Source organism: Acetobacter aceti NBRC 14818, from assembly GCF_000193495.2.
In the GTDB taxonomy this organism is placed as follows: domain Bacteria; phylum Pseudomonadota; class Alphaproteobacteria; order Acetobacterales; family Acetobacteraceae; genus Acetobacter; species Acetobacter aceti.
The window spans coordinates 3,326,421-3,347,808 of sequence record NZ_AP023410.1; the positions used below are offsets into that span (position 1 = coordinate 3,326,421).

At 59.5% G+C, this 21,388-nt stretch carries 16 protein-coding genes; 11 read left to right on the top strand and 5 right to left on the bottom strand.

Annotated elements, in window-relative coordinates:
* Window positions 1-31: 31 nt before the first annotated feature.
* The gene (locus EMQ_RS15275) at window positions 32-802 is read right to left on the bottom strand and encodes an RNA methyltransferase (RefSeq protein WP_026199967.1); all 771 of its coding nucleotides are present in this window, start codon (window positions 800-802) and stop codon (window positions 32-34) included.
* Window positions 799-2,160, bottom strand: coding sequence for a cysteine--tRNA ligase (cysS, locus tag EMQ_RS15280; RefSeq protein WP_010665671.1), 1,362 nt, complete (start codon window positions 2,158-2,160; stop codon window positions 799-801). The genes EMQ_RS15275 and cysS overlap by 4 nt, the downstream gene beginning before the upstream one ends.
* A gap of 287 nt (window positions 2,161-2,447) precedes the next feature.
* Here cysS and EMQ_RS15285 point away from each other — a divergent pair, with 287 nt between their 5' ends.
* Window positions 2,448-4,106, top strand: coding sequence for a SulP family inorganic anion transporter (locus tag EMQ_RS15285; protein ID WP_010665673.1), 1,659 nt, complete (start codon window positions 2,448-2,450; stop codon window positions 4,104-4,106).
* Between the two features lie 337 nt (window positions 4,107-4,443).
* Here the strand turns inward: EMQ_RS15285 and EMQ_RS15290 are convergent, their stop codons facing one another.
* The 3 genes from EMQ_RS15290 to EMQ_RS15300 all read right to left on the bottom strand — a co-directional run bounded on the left by EMQ_RS15290 (window position 4,444) and on the right by EMQ_RS15300 (window position 7,991).
* Window positions 4,444-5,190 carry a methylenetetrahydrofolate reductase gene (locus EMQ_RS15290; RefSeq protein ID WP_026199968.1) on the bottom strand — a complete coding sequence of 249 codons (747 nt, stop codon included), beginning with the start codon at window positions 5,188-5,190 and terminating at the stop codon, window positions 4,444-4,446.
* Window positions 5,191-5,340: 150 nt separating this feature from the next.
* A complete protein-coding gene (locus EMQ_RS15295; protein WP_010665676.1) occupies window positions 5,341-7,083 on the bottom strand; it encodes a glycoside hydrolase family 32 protein in 1,743 nt (580 codons plus the stop codon).
* Between the two features lie 86 nt (window positions 7,084-7,169).
* On the bottom strand, window positions 7,170-7,991 hold the full coding sequence (locus EMQ_RS15300; protein ID WP_018307741.1) for a glycosyltransferase family 32 protein: 822 nt from the start codon (window positions 7,989-7,991) through the stop codon (window positions 7,170-7,172).
* Window positions 7,992-8,289: 298 nt separating this feature from the next.
* Between EMQ_RS15300 and EMQ_RS15305 the strand changes: the two genes are divergently transcribed.
* The 10 genes from EMQ_RS15305 (at window position 8,290) to EMQ_RS15350 (ending at window position 21,387) form a co-directional block, all read left to right on the top strand.
* Window positions 8,290-8,640: a RidA family protein gene (locus EMQ_RS15305; RefSeq protein WP_010668564.1), complete on the top strand. Its 351-nt coding sequence runs from the start codon at window positions 8,290-8,292 to the stop codon at window positions 8,638-8,640.
* Between the two features lie 349 nt (window positions 8,641-8,989).
* Complete coding sequence (locus tag EMQ_RS15310; protein WP_010668565.1) at window positions 8,990-10,246, top strand: sarcosine oxidase subunit beta family protein; 1,257 nt, start codon at window positions 8,990-8,992, stop codon at window positions 10,244-10,246.
* Between the two features lie 87 nt (window positions 10,247-10,333).
* A complete protein-coding gene (locus EMQ_RS15315) occupies window positions 10,334-10,639 on the top strand; it encodes a sarcosine oxidase subunit delta (protein ID WP_010668566.1) in 306 nt (101 codons plus the stop codon).
* The gene (locus tag EMQ_RS15320) at window positions 10,636-13,656 is read left to right on the top strand and encodes a sarcosine oxidase subunit alpha family protein (RefSeq protein WP_018307742.1); all 3,021 of its coding nucleotides are present in this window, start codon (window positions 10,636-10,638) and stop codon (window positions 13,654-13,656) included. Before EMQ_RS15315 ends, EMQ_RS15320 begins: the two co-directional genes overlap by 4 nt.
* Window positions 13,649-14,188, top strand: a complete 540-nt coding sequence (locus EMQ_RS15325; RefSeq protein WP_010668256.1) for a sarcosine oxidase subunit gamma — start codon at window positions 13,649-13,651, stop codon at window positions 14,186-14,188. The genes EMQ_RS15320 and EMQ_RS15325 overlap by 8 nt, the downstream gene beginning before the upstream one ends.
* Before the next feature lie 216 nt (window positions 14,189-14,404).
* A complete protein-coding gene (locus tag EMQ_RS15330) occupies window positions 14,405-15,775 on the top strand; it encodes an L-serine ammonia-lyase (protein WP_010668257.1) in 1,371 nt (456 codons plus the stop codon).
* A 203-nt stretch (window positions 15,776-15,978) separates the two neighbouring features.
* Window positions 15,979-17,235 carry an aromatic ring-hydroxylating oxygenase subunit alpha gene (locus EMQ_RS15335; protein ID WP_010668258.1) on the top strand — a complete coding sequence of 419 codons (1,257 nt, stop codon included), beginning with the start codon at window positions 15,979-15,981 and terminating at the stop codon, window positions 17,233-17,235.
* Entirely contained in the window at window positions 17,232-18,338 is a 1,107-nt protein-coding gene (locus EMQ_RS15340) for a hybrid-cluster NAD(P)-dependent oxidoreductase (RefSeq protein ID WP_010668259.1), read from the top strand. Before EMQ_RS15335 ends, EMQ_RS15340 begins: the two co-directional genes overlap by 4 nt.
* A 2-nt stretch (window positions 18,339-18,340) precedes the next feature.
* A complete protein-coding gene (locus tag EMQ_RS15345; protein WP_010668260.1) occupies window positions 18,341-19,339 on the top strand; it encodes a GlxA family transcriptional regulator in 999 nt (332 codons plus the stop codon).
* Entirely contained in the window at window positions 19,336-21,387 is a 2,052-nt protein-coding gene (locus tag EMQ_RS15350; protein ID WP_018307743.1) for an FAD-dependent oxidoreductase, read from the top strand. Before EMQ_RS15345 ends, EMQ_RS15350 begins: the two co-directional genes overlap by 4 nt.
* The last annotated feature ends 1 nt before the right edge of the window (window position 21,388 follow it).

The window sequence follows — 21,388 nt, forward strand, 5'->3', positions numbered from 1 at the left end:
TTCAATATACTGAACATATCCCGCCGTTTTCTCAGCAGACCCGGCGTCGGTTGACCAGTTCCGTAACCACACCGTGCAGCGTTCTCAATTCCTGCTCGGTCACTTCGCCGCGCGTGAAGAAGTGCCGCAGATTGCGGACCATTCCCGGGCGTTTCTGCTCGTTGCGGAGAAAGCCACAGTCATCGAGTTCGCGGATAAGATGATCCATGAAATTCTCAAGCTCGCCTTTGGTGGCGACATGCGTTTCATTGGTCATCAGTTCACGAGGCGGCGTGCTGTCCTCTGTCAGCCACCACTCATAGGCCATGATCATCACGGCCTGCGCCAGATTCAGCGACATGAACGCCGGATTGAGCGGATAGCGGATCAGCGCGTCAGCCCGCGCCATGTCCTCATTGTCGAGACCGGCACGCTCGGGACCAAACATCAGCCCGACCTTCAGGCCGCGATTGGTCGCTTCGCGCAGTTCGATGGCGCCGCCACGGGCGGTCAGCAGCGGCTTGACGATATGGCGGGGACGGGGGCAGGTCGCATAGACGTGATGCAGGTCGGCGATGGCGTCATCGACCGTCTCGAACACTTCCGCGGCTTCAAGGATACGGTCCGCGCCGGAGGCGGCACGCCATGCCCGTTCCTGCGGCCACCCGTCACGCGGGGCGACAATGCGCATGTGAAACAGACCGCCATTGGCCATGGCACGTGCGGTCGTGCCGATGTTTTCCGCCATCTGCGGGCGCACGAGAATGACGACCGGACTGTTGCCGATCGGTTCGATATCGGCGCCGCCATCACGTCCGGTCATGCGCGCCTCCATGTCGTCCCACCGGGACCGTCTTCAAGCACCACGCCGTTGTCGGTCAGTTCCTTGCGGATGGCGTCGGCGCGGGCGAAATCCTTCGCCTTGCGGGCCGCCAGACGTTCGGCGATCAGCGCGTCGATCTCGGCTTCGGATGGGCCGTCTCCAGCCTCGCCCCGGAACCATGCGGCAGGCTCCTGCATGAACAGGCCGATCATTTGACCCGCGACCAGCAGATCGGCGGCAGCTTCACGGTCGCCAGAGAGTGCTGCGGTCGCCATGGCGTGCAGTTCGGCAATAGCTTTTGGCGTGTTCAGGTCATCGCACAGAGCGGCAAGGAAAGGAGCCGGAATATCACGCTCTTCCACATCCAGCGGCCATGCACCTTCCAGTGCCCGATAGAACCGATCGAGCGTGCGCTTGGCTTCGTCCAGCCCCGCCCATGTGAAGTTCAGGACCGAGCGATACTGTGCGCCCATCAGCAGGAGACGCAGCGCTTCGACCGGACCTTTTGCCAGCACGTCACGGATGGTCAGGAAGTTGCCCAGTGACTTGGACATCTTCTCGCCATCGACCAGCAGCATGGCGTTATGCACCCAGTAATCGGCGAACTTGCTGCCGGGGAAGCAGCACAGGCTCTGGGCGCGTTCGTTTTCATGGTGCGGAAAGAGCAGGTCGCTGCCGCCGCCGTGAATGTCGAAACTGTCGCCGAGATAGCGATGCGACATGGCCGAGCATTCGATGTGCCAGCCGGGCCGGCCGCGTCCCCACGGAGAAGGCCAACCGGGCTGTGTCGGCGTGGAGGGTTTCCACAACACGAAATCACCCGGATCGCGCTTGTAGGGAGCGACCTCGACACGTGCGCCTGCGACCAGATCTTCCGGATCACGTCCCGAAAGCGCGCCGTAGGACGGGAAGGATGCCACGGCGAACAGCACATGGCCTTCCGCCTCATAGGCGTGGCCGAGTTCGATCAGGCGGGCGATCATCGCCACCATCTGTTCGATATTGTGTGTGGCTCGGGGCTCGATATCCGGCGGCAGCATGTTCATCGCTGCGAGATCGGCATGGAACTCTGCGGTTGTGCGGGCGGTGAGGGAGGCGATGTCCTCGTTGTTCTGCGCGGCACGTGCGGTGATCTTGTCGTCCACGTCGGTGATGTTGCGCACGAACGTCACGCGCGGATAGAGCCTGCGCAGCAGGCGGGTGAGAATATCTGCCGTCAGCATGGCTCGCAAATTGCCGACATGCGGCAGGTCATAGACCGTGGGGCCGCAGTAATAGACCTTCACATGCTCCGGATCGAGCGGCTCGAACGGAACTGTCGCTCGCCGCTGGCTGTCATGGAGCAGTAGCTGGGTCATCGTAATACGGTCTCTGTCGTCCTGATGCTGCCGAAACGCCCGGAAGGATGCACGATTTCCGGACGGGCCTTTTCCCGCTCATGTTTATCGAACGTCAGCGGAAACCGGAAATCATCCCGCGTGGATGCCTTTTCACGCGTCGGAACGCAACACCGGAGCATGGGCTGAAAGGCCATTCCTGATGATTCATAGCAGACATGGGTGCGTGCCGGTCCGCATGGGTTCCCATTTCCGGTGGTCAGGTCAATGATGGTTTGAAGCAAAGGGAGGATGGAAGACACAGCACGATGGCCAGCGCGAAGAAAAAAAACGCATGGTGGGGAGACTGCATCGCCGGACTGTCAGAGGCGGCGCTGAGTGTGCCTCAGGTGATGGGCTACGCGCGGATCGCCGGGGTGCCAGCCGTCATGGGGCTTTATACGGCCCTTCTGCCGCCGCTCATCTTTGCCGCACTGGGATCGTCACGTCACCTCGTTGTGGCGGCGGACTCAGCGACGGCGGCGATTCTGGCTGGTGGTCTCAAGTCCGTCGCGCCGATCGGAAGTGCGGCCTACATTGCGCTGGTGCCGGTCGTGGCGCTGTTCACCGCCGGATTGCTTTTGATCGCACGGCTGTTCCGGCTGGGATTTCTTGCGGATTTTCTCTCGCGCACGGTGCTGGTAGGCTTTCTGACCGGTGTAGGCTGTCAGGTCGCCATTTCCATGCTGCACGATATGCTCGGCATTTCCAAGAAGGGTGAAAATTCGCTGCTTCAGTTGTGGGGCGATGTAACGCATGCTTATGACGCCAGTATGCCGACCATTGCCCTTTCGTTGCTGGTGGCGGGGTGCATTGTGGCGGCACGGCATCTGACGCCTCGTATTCCGGGTGCGCTGGTGGCTGTAATCGGCAGCATTGTGGCGAGTGCGTGGTTCGGCTTTTCGCATATGGGGATCGCCACGCTGGGGCCGGTTAGTGGCGGTCTGCCTCGTCTTGGACTGCCGCATTTCGGTCTTGATGAGCTGTCGGTCATCGTGCCGACGGCTCTTTCCTGCATGTTCGTGATCATCGCCCAGAGCGCTGCGACGTCACGGGCCTTTGCCGTGCAGTATGGCGAAACCGTTGATGAAAACGCCGACATTCTGGGGCTGTCGGGAGCCAACATGGCGGCGGCGCTCAGCGGCACGTTTGTGGTCAATGGCAGCCCGACGCAGACGACGCTGGCGGTGCAGTTCGGAGCACGTAGCCAGCGGGCGCAGGTTGTCGTTGCGCTGGTCACTGGTGTGATCCTGCTCTGCGCGACTGCCCCTTTGCAGTATCTGCCGCAATGCGTGCTGGCGAGCATCGTGTTCGTCATCGGGGTCGACATGATCAACGTGTCGGGTCTGCTCGCCATCCGGCGGGAAAGTCCCGGCGAGTTCCACCTTGCCCTCATCACGGCGGCGACGGTGGTGGCGGTCGGAGTGGAGCAGGGGATCTTTCTGGCGATCGTGCTGTCGCTTCTGCGTCACGTGCGACACAGTTACGAGCCGCATACCAGCGTGCTCCAACCTGTCCGCGCTGGAGTTTTCGAGGCTACGCGCTGTCATGCGGGAGAGGAAACCGAGCCGGGACTGATCATCTATCGGTTCGCGGCCGATCTCTTCTATGCCAACTGCACGCGGTTCGCCGATGATGTGATGGAGCTTGTCGAAACCGCACCGCATCCAGTGTTCTGCATTGTGGTCGATGCCGGAGCCATTACGGATATCGATTATTCGGCGGCGGCCATGATGCGCGATCTGGTGACGCGTTTACAGGCGCGGAGGGTTGAACTGTTTTTCGGACGTGTGAGCAATGATCTGCGGAGCGATATGGTTCGTCACCGCCTGATTGATCTGATTGGAGAGGATCATCTGCTGGGTGCCCTTCATCTTGCAATGGACATGGCCCGGAAGAGACTGGCGGAACTCACAGCGAAGAAATGACCGGCCCGCAGGAAGCTGCTGCCGGTTACAGAAAGCTTTTGGACGGTCAGGAAAAACAGAATATCGCGGAAAGACGCAGGCCAGTGTGAGCCTGTTGCAGCGATCCGTATCTGACGCAAAGAGCGCGCACAAAAAAGGGCCAGCCCTGTGTCTGTGCTGCGACACACGAAACAAGACTGACCCTCTGGCCTGCATAAAGGATACTGACTAACAGTTCCTTAATAACCTGCCTCTGCCTTTATGGCCAGCAAATTGGGCAGGAGTTTGGTGTTTTGTTGTTTCAAAAATGCAACAAAACTTTGTGTGAACCGCAGAAAACCGGGATTTGAAAGGCAGATTATGTCATCAATACGTCAGCGAGGGGGGAGAGGTAGCTGGCGAGTCTGACCCGTAGCGGCATCAGATAGACGGAGCCGCCACCAGCCCGCACTTCCTGAATGGCCTGTCTTGCAAATGCGAGATTGGCTTCAAGGGTGGGAGAGAAATCATGCGGAAAGACAATATGGTTTGTCGTCTCCCAGTAGGAGCGTGATTTCGGCCCGATAACGGGAGAGAAACCCCAGAAGACTGTCTCGTCCTGTAGCCATTCCCGGCAGAGATCGAGCATCCGCATGTCAAACAGGGGCTGGGTGAAGAAACCGCAGGCTCCGGCATCCTTCTTGCGGGCCAGTTCTTCCAGTTCACGGTAGGGGGCACGACGATAGGGATCAAACGCGGCGTACACCTTCAGATGCGGCGCTTCCCGCACATAACGTCGGATGATGGCGTCTGATGTGTTCGGGAAGACGCGGTGGTTCAGGTCTGCCGGAGGGTCGCCCTTGATGATCAGAACTTCCTTCAGACCCGGCGTGTCCAGACCGGGGAGTGGTCCCTTCGGGTCGATATCGATGGCCCGGATATGTGGGATGATCGAGCGGAAACTGCCCTGCGCCATGGCGGCGGCGTCCCAGCTGCGCAGGGAGAACCGCTGGATGTCGGGAATGTTGATCGTATCGACGAAAGGCAGACACTCGCGCAGTTCCCGCACCTCACGAGTGAGAGTCTCCGCGTCGCGGGGAACCAGTTCGATGGAAACGCGGCTCATGTCGGAAACCATTCGCAAAATCTGTTCATGCATAGCACTCTAAAGCAGTTTGCGCCTGAAGGGAATCTGGCGACTTTGAAGGATATCGGCTCAAGGGTAGTTCCGGGTTGGAGCCTTACTGAAAGCGGCTCCAACCCGATAATGACTTACTCAGATCGACGTTTCCCGTTCCATGGTCTTGTGGAGGGAATGCAGGCTGATGCTGTCCACCGTCGCGCTTGCCCCTGATGTCTCGAGACGCAGGAAGGTGAGGGGCGCGGAGGGATAGATCAGAGCCGTCCCCACGGAAAGTCCTCCGTTGGCGAAAATCTCGAGCGTGCTGGCATCGAGAATGACACGAATGGAGAAATGCCGGTCATCAGGGTTGAGGACTGTCGAGAACTCTCCGGTGAAGAAAGGCTGTGAGAAACCGCGCAGATTCCCGCGATCCAGCCAGAGTTGACCGGAAAAGGCGTCAAACCCGATTGTCAGGGCTTCGCCCTGTTCATTGCCGAATGTGATGACAAAGCGCCCGGTACGGCCCTTGTCTCCCGGTGGCAGCCCTGCAGGGCGCTCATCCACGGTCGCGCTCAGGCTCAGATCAAGCGCTGAACCGATGGGAATGGCCGTTTGCACACTGGTTCCGGCTGCAAGTCGACGTGGCTGAAAGGAAAGCGGCCTGTCCCACAGGCTCTCCACACCACGCGGTTGCTGGGCAAGGCGCAGCCAGCCGGCGAAATCCCGCTTCAATGTCATGGTGCGCGGCAGGGTCATGCACCCGCGCCATGTCCGGGTCGGCAGTTCCTGACAATACTGCCAGTTGCCGAACCATGCGATGGAGACAGCCTCGTCCTTCGGCATATTACTGTAGACCTGAAGCGCGTAGGCGTCCTTGGCGAAGTCCGTCAGGCCTATCACGGTGTCATCCGGCGTGAAGCGCGAGCCGTCGAAACTGCCGATGAAATACTGGGTCGTGCTGCCTCCCAGCGGCGCACCGGGATTGACGGAGACGAACAGCACCCAGCGCGTGCCACCGCCTTCAACCGGCACTTCAAGCAGATTGGGGCATTCGTAATCGACGCCGAACAGGCCGGACGGGCCGAAATCGCTGAGATGCACCCAGTGAATCAGGTCCGTGGAGGCGTAGAACGCAATCTGATGCAGGCGGGACTTCGCCACCACCATGACCCACTGCCGTGTGGGTTTATGGAAGATCACCTGCGGGTCACGGAAGGAATTGCTGCCGAGATCCAGAATCGGATTGTGTTCGTATTCCGTGAAGGTCTGTCCCTGATCCTTGCTGACAGCGAGATACTGGGCCTGCTCGGTGGGGCTGGCGCGGGTGTAAAGGGCGACGATACCGCTTTCGCCTGACGCGAAGAGACCGGACGTGTTCTTCTCATCGACGACAGCGCAGCCTGTATAGGCCTCGCCCGCCTTGGTCTCCGGAATGGCGATCGGCTGATCCTGCCAGTGCAGAAGATCCGTGCTCGTCGCGTGTCCCCAGTGAACATGGCCGGCATACGGCGCGAACGGATCATACTGGTAGTAGAGGTGATAGCGCGTGCCGTCGAACACCAGACCGTTCGGATCGTTCATGAAGCCTGTGGTCGGGCTGAAATGGACGGAGGGACGATACAGCGTGTCCGCAGGGGTCTCCATTGCGGGATGCATCAGCGCGTTTCCTGGTTGATCGGCCGGGGAGGGATGTGAGGCATTTGGCTCAGCATCATGCGTGTGATCCGGAGCCTGCGGAGGAAGAGGCGTCGTGGGTGTGGAGGGCGTTCCGGTCGTCTCGGCGGCGTGTGCAATTCCGGCAAGACAGCCCGTCGCACCAAGCGTGACGAGAGAAGACAGGGCAGCACGGCGTCTCGGACTGGCGAGGGCTGAGCGGGAGGTTTTCTTGTCTGACATGAGGCTGGATTCAGGATGTGAACATGAGGGCAGTGCTGACTTTCTTTCGGGCAGCCACTGGCAGGCGCGAAAAATGTCGGGATGCGTTACCGCTTCTGGCCCGTGGGAGTGGCGCCCCGCCAGTTTCCTTCAGGATGCGCCTTGTAGGCCATATCCGCATCATTGAAGGCGTCTGTAACGGCTGTATAGGGCCGGAATATCAGATCGCTCGCGGTGGGAGAAACGCCATGATCGACGGACTGCTTCGCCAGCCAGCGCATGGTCGCCATTGTCGTGACGCCCGGCCCCGTCTCGACCCAGACATTCTCAAACTGGCCGGTGCGGACAAAGCGTGAGACGTTGTCGAACATCAGTGTCAGGATGGCGTGTATCACCGGATTTCGGGGAGTCGCGATGAAAAAGCCGTTGTTGATGCACCAGGGCTGACCGATGGCGTAGGTCACCATGCAGTTGAAATTCGCTCCGGCGGCAATGCGCGACAGAGGGGCGTGTGCAATGGTGTCCACATCGACATAGATTCCGCCATATTCATACAGATCGCACAGACGCCAGAAATCAGAGCGCATTGTGGCGTGGAAGCAGGCATCGAACAGGCGCGCTTTTTCTTCTCCGTAATGCTGCTGGATGAAAACTCTGGCGGACTCATCGCAGACCAGATGATGCGCGAAGCCCGGATTATGCGCCTTCATGGTCTCGACAGCACGCTGCACTTCTTCCGGCAGAACGGACGAGTGCCAGTACTGGGCGATACGATGGGGGATGCCTTCCGGCAGCGTGTCGCCGGGAGCCGGTTTTACCTGAGGAAGCCAGCCGCTTTCGATGCCCGACGCCAGAAGCCAGAAACAGGGCATTTTCTCGCCACGATAGACGGCGGAGAGTTCGGGCGGGGCATCAGGGGTCAATGACATTCTCTCGCGGATTTCATGTTTCTTTCAGAGCGCTCACTATAGGTCTTCCATGAAGATTGAAAAGCGCTATGCGGTTCATTGGTAGCGGTCTTTGTAAGACCGTTCTGTTGTCAACTCATGAAGGAAGACATTCCGCTGCCAGAGAAGGAATCTCCTGCGGGGCTGGAAGCGGGAGCATTCAAACGGCTTGTGACTCTCGACCCCTTCAACTGCCAGGAGACCTGTCGATTGTGATACGGCGGGTAAGTTTGTTAAGAATGCGCCCGTTAACCTACCACCAGGAAAGAGAGATGGCATCATGAGCAAGATTCTCCGCACAGAACCGAACAAGATTCTGTCCAAGGCCGTCGAATATCACGGCTTTATTTTCACACAGGGCATGGTCGCCCGCGACCTCACGAAGGATGCCAAGGGCCAGACGCAGGATATCCTTGAGCAGCTCGATACGCTTCTGGAAGAGCACGGCACGGACAAGACCCGTATCCTGCAGGCCCAGATCTGGCTGAAAAACATCAACGACCGCACCACGCTGAACGAAGTCTGGAGCGCATGGCTGCCGGAAAACGGTGCACCGGCCCGCGCCTGCGTGCAGGCTGTCATGGCTGACCCGAAGATGCTCGTTGAGATCATGCTCGTCACGACGAAATAAGGCGTCTCTCCCGCCTGCCGGATTTTGTGCAGGCGGGATATTTCTCTGCCGTATTTTGGATAATGTCGCTTATCCCTGCAGAGTGACCGGGTGGCACCGCCGCCTGTTTCGGGATCTGAGGTTTTTTCCAGTCCCGCTGCGTGTTCCTGCAAACAGGATCATCATTTTATCCGTTTGATCACTCTCCACGGCCCTTGAAATGAAGGGTCTGTTGGCATTGTTCATTTCGAATGCGATAAAAATTTTCACAGTGTCGCATTTATTCAAGTTTCCCGTCTGATCCTGACCAGCGACCCCGGATTTCGGGGCGCATGCTCGCCTCATGAACCTGTTGTGATGCGGGACGGATATGGAACGATTTTCTGCTCTTTCCCTGGCCAGAAAGGCTCTCGGTGGCCATCTGGGCTGGAAGCCGCAATGGCGCTCCGTCGAGCAGCCAAAGAAGGCTTATGATATTATCATTGTCGGTGGCGGCGGCCACGGCCTCGGTGCGGCGTATTACCTCGCCAAACAGCACGGGCTGCGCAACATCGCCGTGATCGAGCGTGGCTGGCTGGCGGGTGGCAACACCGCCCGTAACACCACCATCATTCGCTCGAACTACCTGTTCGACGAAAGCTCCTCCTATTACGAGCATTCTCTGAAACTGTGGGAAAATCTCTCGCAGGAACTGAACTACAACGTCATGTTCAGTCAGCGCGGATGCCTGATGGTGGCGCACACCGTGCATGACGTGCAGGTGTTCAAACGTCACGTTCATGCCAATCGTCTGAACGGAATCGACAACGAGTGGCTGTCGGCGGAGGAGGCGAAGGAATTCTGTCCGCCGCTGAACATCTCGCCGAACATCCGTTATCCGGTTCTCGGCGCCTCGCTTCAGCGTCGCGCTGGCACGGCCCGCCACGACGCCGTGGCATGGGGTTTTGCCCGTGCCGCCAGCGACATGGGTGTGGACATCATCGAGAATTGCGAAGTGACCGGCATCAATCGTGGTCCGGATGGCGCTGTCACCGGCGTCGAGACCACGAAGGGCACGGTCAACGCGAAAAAGGTCGCTGTTTCGGCAGCGGGTCACAGTTCGGTCGTTCTGGAAATGGCGGGCATCCGTCTGCCATTGCAGAGCAATCCGCTTCAGGCGCTTGTCTCCGAGCCGGTGAAGCCTGCTTTCCCGACCATCGTCATGTCCAACACCATTCACGCCTATATCAGCCAGTCTGACAAAGGCGAGATGGTGATCGGCGCGGGAACGGACTCCTATGTGTCCTATACCCAGCGCGGTGGACTGCATATTCCGGCCGAAACATTGGCGGCGATCTGCGAGCTGTTCCCGATGTTCCGCCGTTTGCGCATGATGCGTTCGTGGGGCGGTATCACGGACAACACGCCCGACCGTTCGCCGATCACGGCGAAGACCTCGGTGCCGGGGCTTTACGTCAACTGCGGCTGGGGAACGGGCGGCTTCAAGGCGACGCCGGGTGCGGCGAACCTGTTTGCCTGGACCATCGCGAAGAATGAGCCGCATCCGATCAATGCGCCCTTCACCATCGAGCGCTTCCGTGACGGCGTGATGATTGACGAAGCGGCGGCAGCGGCGGTGGCGCACTGAGATGGTGTGTCGCCTCATGCTTCAGAAATCATCGCCGATAACGGCACGAGTTTTCACATCCGGTCTGCTCCGAGGAGCGAGTGCATCATGCTGCTGATCCGCTGCCCGTATTGCGGGGAACGAGCCGAAGTCGAATTTTCCAACGGGGGCGAGGCTCATATCGACCGTCCTCGTGATCCCATGAGCCTGACTGATGAGGAATGGGCTCAGTATCTCTACATGCGCGACAACCCGAAGGGACTGATCGCCGAGCGGTGGCGTCATGCTCACGGCTGCAACCGCTTCTTCAACGCCATCCGCGATACGCGGACGGATCGTTTCGTTGTCACCTATGAAATCGGACAGCCGCGTCCGGAAGTCACTCCGGAACAGGCTGCGGAGGCTGCACGATGAGTAGCTTGTCCCGAGCTTCTGCCCGCGTTCCCGGTCGCGGTCGCGTCAACACGCGCCGCCCTGTGCGCTTCACATTTGACGGCCGCAGCTTTGAAGGCTTCGAGGGTGATACGCTCGCCTCGGCCCTGCTGGCGAACGGCGTTCACCTGATGGGGCGGTCCTTCAAATATCACCGTCCACGCGGCCCGATCTCCGCCGGTTCCGACGAGCCGAACGCCGTCGTGGCTGTCGGTTCCGGTCCTGCACTGCAAACGCCGAACCTCGTCGCCACGCAGGTCGAGGTCTATGACGGTCTGACCGCGCAGAGCCAGAACCGCTTCCCCTGTCTTCAGTTCGACATGGGGGCGGTGAACAATCTGGCCTCACCACTGATTCCGTCAGGCTTCTACTACAAGACCTTTATGTGGCCGCGGAATTTCTGGACCAAGGTCTATGAGCCGATCATCCGTCGTTCGGCTGGTCTGGGTGTGGCTCCAACCGAGCCTGATCCGGATCATTACGCTTTCCAGTACACGTTCTGCGACGTGCTGGTAGCCGGTGGTGGCCCCGCTGGTCTGGCGGCGGCTCTGACGGCCGCGAAGGCTGGCGCGGAAGTGATGCTCGCCGACGAGACGGCGGAGTTCGGTGGCAGCCTGCTCTTTGATCGCGCATCCCGTATCGACGGTCTGCCTGCTTCCGAGTGGGTCGAGCGCACGGTCGCCGAACTGAAGAAGCTGCCCAACGTGCGGATGTTCACCCGCACCACGGTGTTCAATTATGGTCCGCACAACATGGTCGCGCTCAACGAACGCCTGACCGATCATCTGAGCACGCCAAACCCGGCCACGCCGCGCGAGCGTCTATGGCAGGTGCGCGCGAAACAGGTGGTTATCGCGTCCGGTGCGATCGAACGTCCGCTGGTGTTCGAAGGTAATGACCGTCCGGGCGTCATGCTCGCCAGCGCGGCGCAGACTTACCTCAATCGGTATGGCGTGGCCTGTGGTCGTAAGGCTGTCATCGCCACGGCGGACGACAGTGCCTATCGCGTGGCGCTCGATCTGCTTGAAGCGGGTGTGAAAATCGCTGCCATCGTCGATATCCGTCCGAAGCCTGACTCTGAACTGTTTCGCAAGGTAAAAGCTGCGGGTATCAAGGTTCTGGTCAACAGCACGGTCCAGCGCGCTCACGGTTCGCAGCGTATTCACAGCGTCGAACTGGCTCCGGTTCTGCCGGGTGGCGATGTGGGTGAGGGCAAGAACTACAGTTGCGACCTGCTGCTCATGGCGGGTGGCTGGACGCCGAGCCTGCACCTGTTCTCCCAGTCCAAGGGCAAGGTGGTCTACAACGCCGATCTCGATACCTATCTACCGGGCGAGTCTGCTCAGGCAGAGCGTTCAACCGGTTCCTGTCGCGGGATCTACGACCTTGGAGAAGTGCTGGCCGATGGTCTGAAAGCTGGTGCCGGTGCTGCGAAAGACGCAGGTTTTGACGGTGAGGTCGATCTTCCTCTGTGGGAAGTGACCAGCGACGCCATCGGTCGCGGTGGCTTCACCGGTGCGCTGCCCCGTCGCGGCAAGGGCCTGACGGCCATGGCGTTCGTCGATTACCAGAACGACGTGACGGCCAAGGACGTGAAACTTGCTGTGCGCGAGGGCTTCCGTTCGATCGAGCACATCAAGCGCTACACGACCACCGGCATGGCCACCGATCAGGGCAAGACCTCGAACCTGAATGCGCTCGGCATTGCGTCCAGCGCGCTGGGTCGTCCGAAGCAGCAGATCGGTCTCACCACGTTCCGTGCGCCTTACACGCCGGTGACGTTCGGCGCGTTCAGCGGTCATGAGCGGGGTAACCTGTTCGATCCGGATCGCCGCACACCGATCGACCCCTGGGCGCGCAGCAAGGGCGCGGTCTTCGAAGATGTCAGCCTGTGGCGTCGCGCCCGCTACTTCCCGCAGCCGGGTGAAGACATGGACGCCGCCGTGGCCCGTGAGTGCCTCGCTGTCCGCAAGAGCGTTGGCATCTTCGACGCCACCACGCTGGGCAAGATCGAGGTCGTCGGACCTGACGCCGCCGAGTTCATGAACCGGATGTATGTCAACGGCTGGACCAAGCTGGGTGTCGGCAAATGCCGTTACGGCCTGATGTGTCGCGAAAACGGCTTCGTTTATGATGACGGTGTTGTCGGTCGCATCGCGAAAGATCGTTTCCACGTCACCACCACGACAGGTGGCGCGGCAGGCGTTCTGACCATGATGGAGGACTACCTCCAGACCGAATGGCAGGATCTCGATGTCTGGCTGACTTCCACCTCGGAAGAGTGGGCGGTCATCGCGGTGCAGGGTCCGAAGGCACGCGAGGTTCTGGCGCCTTTGGTGGACGGGCTGGACATTTCGCACGCCACCATGCCGCATATGAGCGTCGTGGAAGGCACTATCGGTGGAATCCCGATGCGCCTGTTCCGGGTCAGCTTCTCCGGCGAGCTTGGCTTCGAAGTGAACGTGCCGCCGAGCCGTGCACTCGAAGTGTGGGAGCGTATCTGGGAGGCGGGCAAGCCTTACGACATGACGCCTTATGGCACGGAGACGATGCACGTCCTGCGTGCCGAGAAAGGCTACATCATCGTCGGGCAGGAAACCGATGGCACGGCGACGCCGGATGATGCGGGCTGTGGCTGGGCGGTCAGCAAGTTGAAGAAGGACTTCGTGGGTAAACGCTCACTGGCTCTCCCAGCGATGCAGGACCCGGACCGCTACCAACTTGTCGGCCTCTACACGCAAGCGCCGCAGGAAGTGCTGGAAGAAGGGGCGCAGCTTGTCGCCAGCCCGAACGAGGTCATTCCGATGGACAAAATTGGCCATGTCACCTCGTCCTACCACAGTGCGACGCTGGGCCGGTCCATCGCTCTCGCCATGGTGTCCGGTGGGCGCGCCCGCATGGGACAGACCCTCTACGTGCCGATGGAAGACAAGGTGATCCCGGTCACCGTCACCAGTCCGGTGTTCTATGACGCGGAAGGAGCCCGCCTCAATGTCTGACGTCTCTGTTTCCAACTCACTGGCTATCTCCCGCGCCGGGTTCACGGCCACGCCTCTCAAGGGAGGGCGTCGCTTCGCCCTTCAGGGTCGCAAGGACACGCTGGAAGGTGTGGCATGGGCCTTCGGTCTGTCCTGGGCTCCGGCCATGCTGGAAAGTGTGATCGTTGGTGACTGCACGCTGCTGCGTCTCGCGCCGCAGGAACTGTTCATCATCACAGGTGAGGCAGGGCTGCCTGAAGCCGTCACCACCTATCTCGGCACTGTGCCGAACAGTCTGGTGGAAGTTTCGGAGCGCCAGATCGGCTGGACACTGGAAGGTGAAAAGCTGCGTGACACGCTGGCGGCATTGAGTCCGCTGGACATGCGGGAGCGGTCCTTTCCGGTCGGGATGGTCACACGCACGCTGTTCGGCAAGGCTGACGGCATGGTCTGGCGCACGGGAGAAAACACGTTCCATCTGGAAGTGTGGCGTTCTTTTGGGCCCTATATGTCGTCCATGATGGATGCGGCGGCGCTCGACGCGGCCTGGTGAGGCGCTACCTTTAAGCGCTTTTCCGGTGCTTTCGGAAAAGCGCTTAATAATACGATATCTTTTGGTCTGAATGAGTGATCCGAAGCGCGTTTCGTCCCATGGGAAACGGGTTTCGGGTTCGCGTTTTATCGAAGCGGTTCTTTGCAAGGATGGTCCGCACGGCACTTTCGGCGTGAGTCCAGAGCGGCTGCGTAAAGGCATATCGGAAAGTTCGCCATGATCAGTGTTTTTGAAATCTTCAAGATCGGCATTGGTCCTTCTTCCTCCCATACGGTCGGTCCGATGAAAGCCGCCGCGGAGTTTGTCACCGAACTGGCGGCGCTTGCGGATGACGCGGTCCATCCCCTGCATGTCCGGGTCACGCTCTATGGTTCGCTGGCATGGACGGGAGTGGGCCACGCCACGGATCGCGCCGTCATTCTCGGCCTGGGTGGACTGCATCCTGATAGGGTTGACCCGGATGAGGCCGAGGCCGTTCTTGCACGTGTGCGTGAGACGCATGAGCTAGGTCCGCGTGGCTGCATTTTCACGTTCGATGCCGACAAGGACATCATCTTTGATAAGGAGACGATTCCGCCCGTCCATCCGAACACGCTTCAGTTTCTCGCCACGGATGGAAATGGAAAAGCTGTTCTGATCCGTCGTTACTGCTCGATCGGTGGCGGCTTTGTCGTGCCAGAAGACAGGAACGCGGAGGCCGTGCCGCAGAACGTCAATGTGCCATTCGATTTTCGCAGCGGCGCACAGCTTCTTGCCTGTGCGCGGCGTAGTGGCCTCAGTATTCCCGAGATCGTGCTGGCCAATGAGAGCGCCCTGCGTCCGGTGGAAGAGGTGCTGGCCTATGTGGATCGCATCATCGACGTGATGATGGCGTGCGTTGATCGGGGGATGAGAACGGAAGGCGTGTTGCCCGGTCGCCTCGGCGTGAAGCGGCGTGCACCCGCCATCCGCGACCGGCTGGAGGCGGATCGGTTTCGCAACGTCCGCACGGCTCACGAGATCATGGACTGGGTCAGTCTGTTCGCGATTGCTGTGAACGAGGAGAATGCAGCGGGGGGGCGCATCGTCACCGCGCCGACCAATGGCGCTGCGGGCGTTGTTCCTGCCGTGCTCCGGTATTATCGTGATTACAGCGCAGGCGCATCCCGCGCCGGTGAACGTGATTTTCTGCTGACAGCCGTTGCCATCGGTGGGCTGTTCAAGCGCAATGCGTCCATTTCTGGTGCGGAAGTAGGGTGTCAGGGAGAGGTCGGCGTCGCCTGTTCCATGGCGGCGGCTGGTCTGTCCGCGGCCTTGGGGGCAGGGGCAGCGCAGGTCGAGAACGCGGCGGAAATCGGGATGGAGCATCATCTCGGCATGACATGCGATCCGGTGGGTGGTCTGGTGCAGATCCCCTGCATCGAACGCAACGCGTTTGGGGCAATCAAGGCGATCAACGCGGCCTCTCTGGCCATGCGGGGCGATGGCTCCCATCACGTCTCTCTCGATGACGTGATCAAGACAATGTACGAGACCGGCAAGGATATGAGCAGTCGCTACAAGGAGACTTCTCTGGGTGGGCTGGCTGTCCGTTTCCCTGAGTGCTGATATATTTCAATTATCCTTTTGATATAAAAGTATAAAGTTTGGCTCTAATTCGCAACGAAAAGCCCATTAATTTTTTGGATTGGACAGTCGGGCATCAAAGTCGTTACGGTGTAAAAATATGTCGTAATTAGGAAATTAAAACTTTCTGAAAGTCGCATACTGAATGCGTCGAACCAGAGTCGGGTCGGGAAGGAAACACCCTCATGTCCGGTCAAACAGAAGAAATGCTCAAAACGCTCCTTGCCCGCCGCAAGCCGGGTTTCGCCCTTGAGGCACCGTTCTACACGGATGAGGGCATCTTCGATGAGGACATGAAGCACATCTTCGGTCAGCACTGGATTTATGTCGGTGTCGAACCGGATGTTGCCGAACCCGGCGATGCGATGGTCGTCAATATCGGGAAATCTTCCGTCATCATCACCCGTGACGATGATGATGCGATCCGGGCGTTCCATAATGTCTGCCGTCACCGTGGCGCCCGGATGATTCCCGAAGGCAAGACGATGATCGGCAACATCGTCTGTCCCTATCATTCATGGACCTATGGAATTGATGGCGCGCTGAAATTCGCCGAGCATATGGGGGAAGATTTTGACCCCAAATGTCGTGGTCTCAAGAAAGTGGCGGTGCGTTCGGTTGCGGGACTGATCTTTATCTGTCTGGCCGAAAATCCGCCGGAAGATATCGAGGACATGGCCCGTGTCATGGAACCGTATCTTGCGCCGCATGATCTGAAAAATACACGGGTGGCCTTTGAGTCCGATCTCATCGAGAAGGGAAACTGGAAGCTCACGCTGGAAAATAACCGCGAGTGCTATCACTGCGGCCCGAACCATCCTGAGCTGACCATTCCGCTTTTTGCCTATGGCTTCGGCTATGCGCCCGGAACGCTGGATGAGGAAAGCCAGCGTGACGCGCAGCGTTATGCGGAACTGGCCACCACATGCCATGCGCGCTGGGAAGAAGAGGGGCTTCCCTCCCGTGAGGTTGAGCATCTTGATGACAGAATCACGGGTTTCCGGACCGAACGGCTGCCGATCGACCGCTCTGGTGAAAGCCAGACGATGGACACCAAAGCTGCCTGCCGCGTTCCGTTGGGAGATCTGAAAGACAAGGCGATTGGTGGTTTGTCCTTCTGGACACAGCCCAACTCATGGCATCATTTTATGGGCGATCACATTGTCACCTTCGCCGTGTTCCCACTGGATGCTGGCACGACGTTGGTCCGCACAAAGTGGCTCGTGCACAAGGATGCGGTCGAGGGTGTCGATTATGATCTGCAACGTCTGACAGAAGTCTGGCGGGCCACGAACCAGCAGGATGCGGATCTGGTCGAGATTTCCCAACAGGGCGCGACCGATCCCGCATTTGAGGCCGGACCATACTCTCCTTACACGGAAGGTCTGGTTGAGAAATTCGCTGCCTGGTACATCGGTCGCATGAAGGCGGCTCTGGCATGACGGTGAACGGCGTGCTTGCAGAACTGAACGATCTGGCTTCCGCTCCTCTGTGGGACGCTGAGCGGGATGAGGTGCTTGTCTGCCGTCAGGTCATCGACGAAACACACGATGTGAAGACATTCGTGTTTTCCGCTCCACAGGCGCGCCGTTTTTGCTATCGGCCTGGCCAGTTCATGACATTTTCCCTTCCATGTGGACCATCGGGAGAGGAGATCAACCGAAGCTATACGCTATCTTCCGCACCCACCCGCCCGGATCGTGTGTCGATTACTGTGAAGCGGGTGGCGAAAGGGCCGGTTTCGAACTGGCTGCACGACACTCTGCAACCGGGGATGGAAGTAAAGGTTACGGGACCGGCTGGAGAGTTTACGTGCTCGGATAGTTCATCGAAAAAGTTTCTCTTTCTGTCAGGGGGAAGCGGCATCACACCGATGATGTCCATGTCCCGTACGCTGATGGATCTTGGGGGGGAGGCGGATGTGGTGTTTCTCCACAGCGCCCGTAGTCCTGACGATCTGATTTTTGCGCGAGAACTGGCGCTGATGGAGCAGCGCTGGCCCGATTTCCGTGCTTCCACGATCTGTGAGAGCGATACGCCCTCCGGTCGCTGGCAGGGATTGCGCGGACGGCTTGTCGCCTCAATGTTGCCTCTGGTCGCTCCTGATTTTCTGGAGCGCGAGGTCTATGTCTGTGGCCCGGAGCCTTATATGGCCGCAGTCCGCACGCTGCTTGCCGACAGTGGTTTCGACATGACCCGTCATCATGAGGAAAGTTTCGATTTCGCTACACTCATGCAAGGGGAACTTGAAGAAGCCTTCGCCGCACCGGAGCCGGGTGAGACGACTTACAAGGTCAACTTCACAAAAAGCCGTCGTGAGATCGAATGTGGCACGGACACCAACATTCTTTCCGCCGCCCGTGCCGAGGGAATGCGCGTTCCGGCATCCTGCGGAAAGGGACTGTGTGGAACCTGCAAGTGCAAGCTCGTATCAGGGACTGTGGAAATGAAGCACGAAGGAGGTATCCGCCAGCGTGAAGTCGATATGGGCATGATCCTGATCTGCTGTTCAAAGCCCACCAGCGACGTGGTGATCGAACGCTGACGATGTCTGCTTCGCCCGATCTCAGCAGCTTCCGGCGCTTTGGTTTCCTGACACTGTCAGGCTATTCGATGATCGCCGTGAGTAACGCCATCGAAGCGCTGCGGATGGCCAACAGGCTGGCGAGTGAGGAGGCCTATATCTGGTCGGTGTTGTCACTGGATGGGGGAGCCGCCTTATCCAGTAATGGTCTTTCACTTGCACCCACACATTCTGTCAGAACAGCGCCTCGCTTTGACGTTGTCTTTGTCTGCGGTGGCGTCGATGTGCGTGCAGCGACCGGGGCCGCATTGCTGACATGGCTGCGGCAGCAGGCTCGCCAGGGTGTCGTGCTCGGAGCGTTGTGCACTGGCACTTTCGCACTTGCGGAAGCGGGTCTCCTTCGGGGCTATCGCTGCGCCATACACTGGGAAAACCTGCCTTCAATCCGCGAGGAGTTTCCCGAAATTGACATCACGGACGACTTCTTCGTCATCGATCGCAATCGTCTGACCTGCACGGGAGGTCTCGCGCCGCTCGACATGATGCTGAAGATCATTGCCTCCCGTTACGGCACGTCGCGTGTCAATGAAATCTCCACGCAGTTTCTTCTGGAACGTGATCGTCCGGGAGACGAACGGCAGCCGGTGCCCGTTCCGCCGGGAACGCCGGAAGCGATGGCACGCGCTCTGAGCCTGATCGAGCGGGAGAGCGACCGGCCGTTACGGATCGAGGAAATCGCTGGAGCCGCTCATCTTTCCGTAAGGCAATTGGAGCGGATCTTTCGCCGACATGCAGGCGTCACACCGGCAGCCTATCTCGTCGGAGTGCGTCTGGAACGCGCCCGCCGTCTGCTTCGTCAGACCACGATGTCGGTCACCGATATCGGAACGGCCTGCGGCTTTGTTTCCAGCTCACATTTCAGTTCAGCCTATCGCAGCCGTTTCGGCTGTCCGCCCCGTGATGAACGGCGGCGGAAAGAAGGTTCTCCCAGACAGACTTCAACCATGGATGTGTCCGCATGAGCTCCAATATCGAAGCCCTGTTCAAGCCTCTGCGGATCAGAAACATGGTGATCCGCAATCGTGTCATGAGCACGAGCCATGCGCCGGGCTATGGCAAGGACGGCAAGCCGCAGGAACGGTATCAGCTCTATCACGCCGAGAAGGCCAAGGGCGGCATCGGTCTGACCATGTTCGGCGGCTCGTCCTCGGTCGATCATGATAGCCCGGCAACACCGTGGAATCAGGTTTCCGTTGTTGATGACAGCGTGATTCCCTATTTCCAGCAGTTCGCGGATCGTGTGCATGGCCACGGTGCGAAACTGATGATCCAGATCACCCACATGGGACGGCGCACGCGCTGGGATACTGATGCGTGGCTACCGGTCATCGGTCCGTCGCCACGTCGTGAACCGGCCTCCCGTTCCATGCCAAAGGAAATGGAGATCGAGGATATCCGTCGTGTGGTCAGGGCTTTTGCTGATGCGGCGGTGCGCTGCAAGAAAGGTGGCCTGGACGGGCTGGAAATTTCCGGTGCGCATGGTCATCTGCTCGACCAGTTCTGGAGCCCGTCTGCAAATGATCGTGTCGATGAGTATGGCGGCTCGCTTGAAAACCGTATGCGCTTCGGCATTGAGGTTCTGACAGCCATTCGCGAAGCAGTGGGCGAGGATTTTGTTGTTGGCATGCGGATGTCCGGCAACGAAATGCTGCAAAACGGTCTGTCACAGGAAGACTGCCTGACAATCGCCAGCGATTACGCGTCACGCGGACTGGTGGATTTTGTCAACGTCATTGGTGGGCAGGCTCGTGACGAGATGTCGCACGCCGTCAGCCTGCCGAACATGTCTTTTCCCGTCGCGCCGTTTCTGCATCTCGCCAGCGCTATCAAGCGTGAAACCGATGTTCCGGTGTTCCACGCCCAGCGCATCATGGATGTGGCGACCGCCGCGCGCGCCATTGCGGAAGGTCATATCGATATGGTCGCCATGACCCGCGCCCATATTGCGGACCCGCATATCGTGAACAAGCTCGCGGCGGGGCGTGCGGACGATATCCGCCAGTGCGTCGGTGCTGGATACTGCATCGACCGCATCTATGTCGGCGGCGATGCGCTCTGCCTGCAAAACGCCGCGACGGGTCGTGAACAGACCATGCCGCACGACGTTCAGCCGACAACGGGCACGAAGCACAGGGTTGTCATCATCGGTGGTGGTGTGGCCGGGCTGGAAGCCGCCCGTGTCTGTGCGCTGCGTGGTCATAGCGTCGTGCTGTTCGAGCGCGAGAACGAGACCGGCGGACAGGTCAATCTTGCCGCAAAGGCGACATGGCGCGAGGCGCTGACCGGGATCGTACGCTGGCTGGACGGGCAGGTGCGCAAACTGGGTGTCGATGTGCGCACGGGCACGGAAGCCACTGCCGAAATGGTGCGCCTGGAGAAGCCGGATATCGTCATTGTCGCTACCGGCGGGAGTGCTTGGCGCGGTGAGTTTGAAGGCGCTGACCTCATTCACACCACGGCGGATGTGCTGTCCGGCGCAGTCAATCCTTCGGGCAGTGTTCTGCTGTTTGACGAAATGGGCCAGCACAATGCCGCGTCCGTTGCCGAGGTCATGGCGACGCGCGGATGTCTTGTGGAAATGGCGACGCATGACCGGCTCATCGCGCAGGAAGTCGGCACCACCAACCAGCCGATCCATCTGCGGGAGATGTATAAACTTGGCGTTGTCATGTCGCCAAACATGGAACTGCGTGAGGTTTCGCGTGAGGGAAACCGGTTGGTCGCCGTTCTGCGTAACACCATGACGGACACGGAAGAAGAGCGTCTCGTCGATCATGTCATTGTCGAATGCGGCACTCTTCCGCGCGACGCGCTCTACATGGAACTGAAGGAAGGCTCTGCCAATCACGGGCAGACCGATCTTCCGACACTTCTGCAGGGCCGGACGCAGCCCGCTGTAGAAGGGCTGAAAAGCGGGGAATACGCGCTGTTCCGCATTGGTGACGCGGTAGCCGGACGCAACATTCATGCGGCGCTCTACGACGCGCTCCGTCTCTGCAAGGATTTCTGAG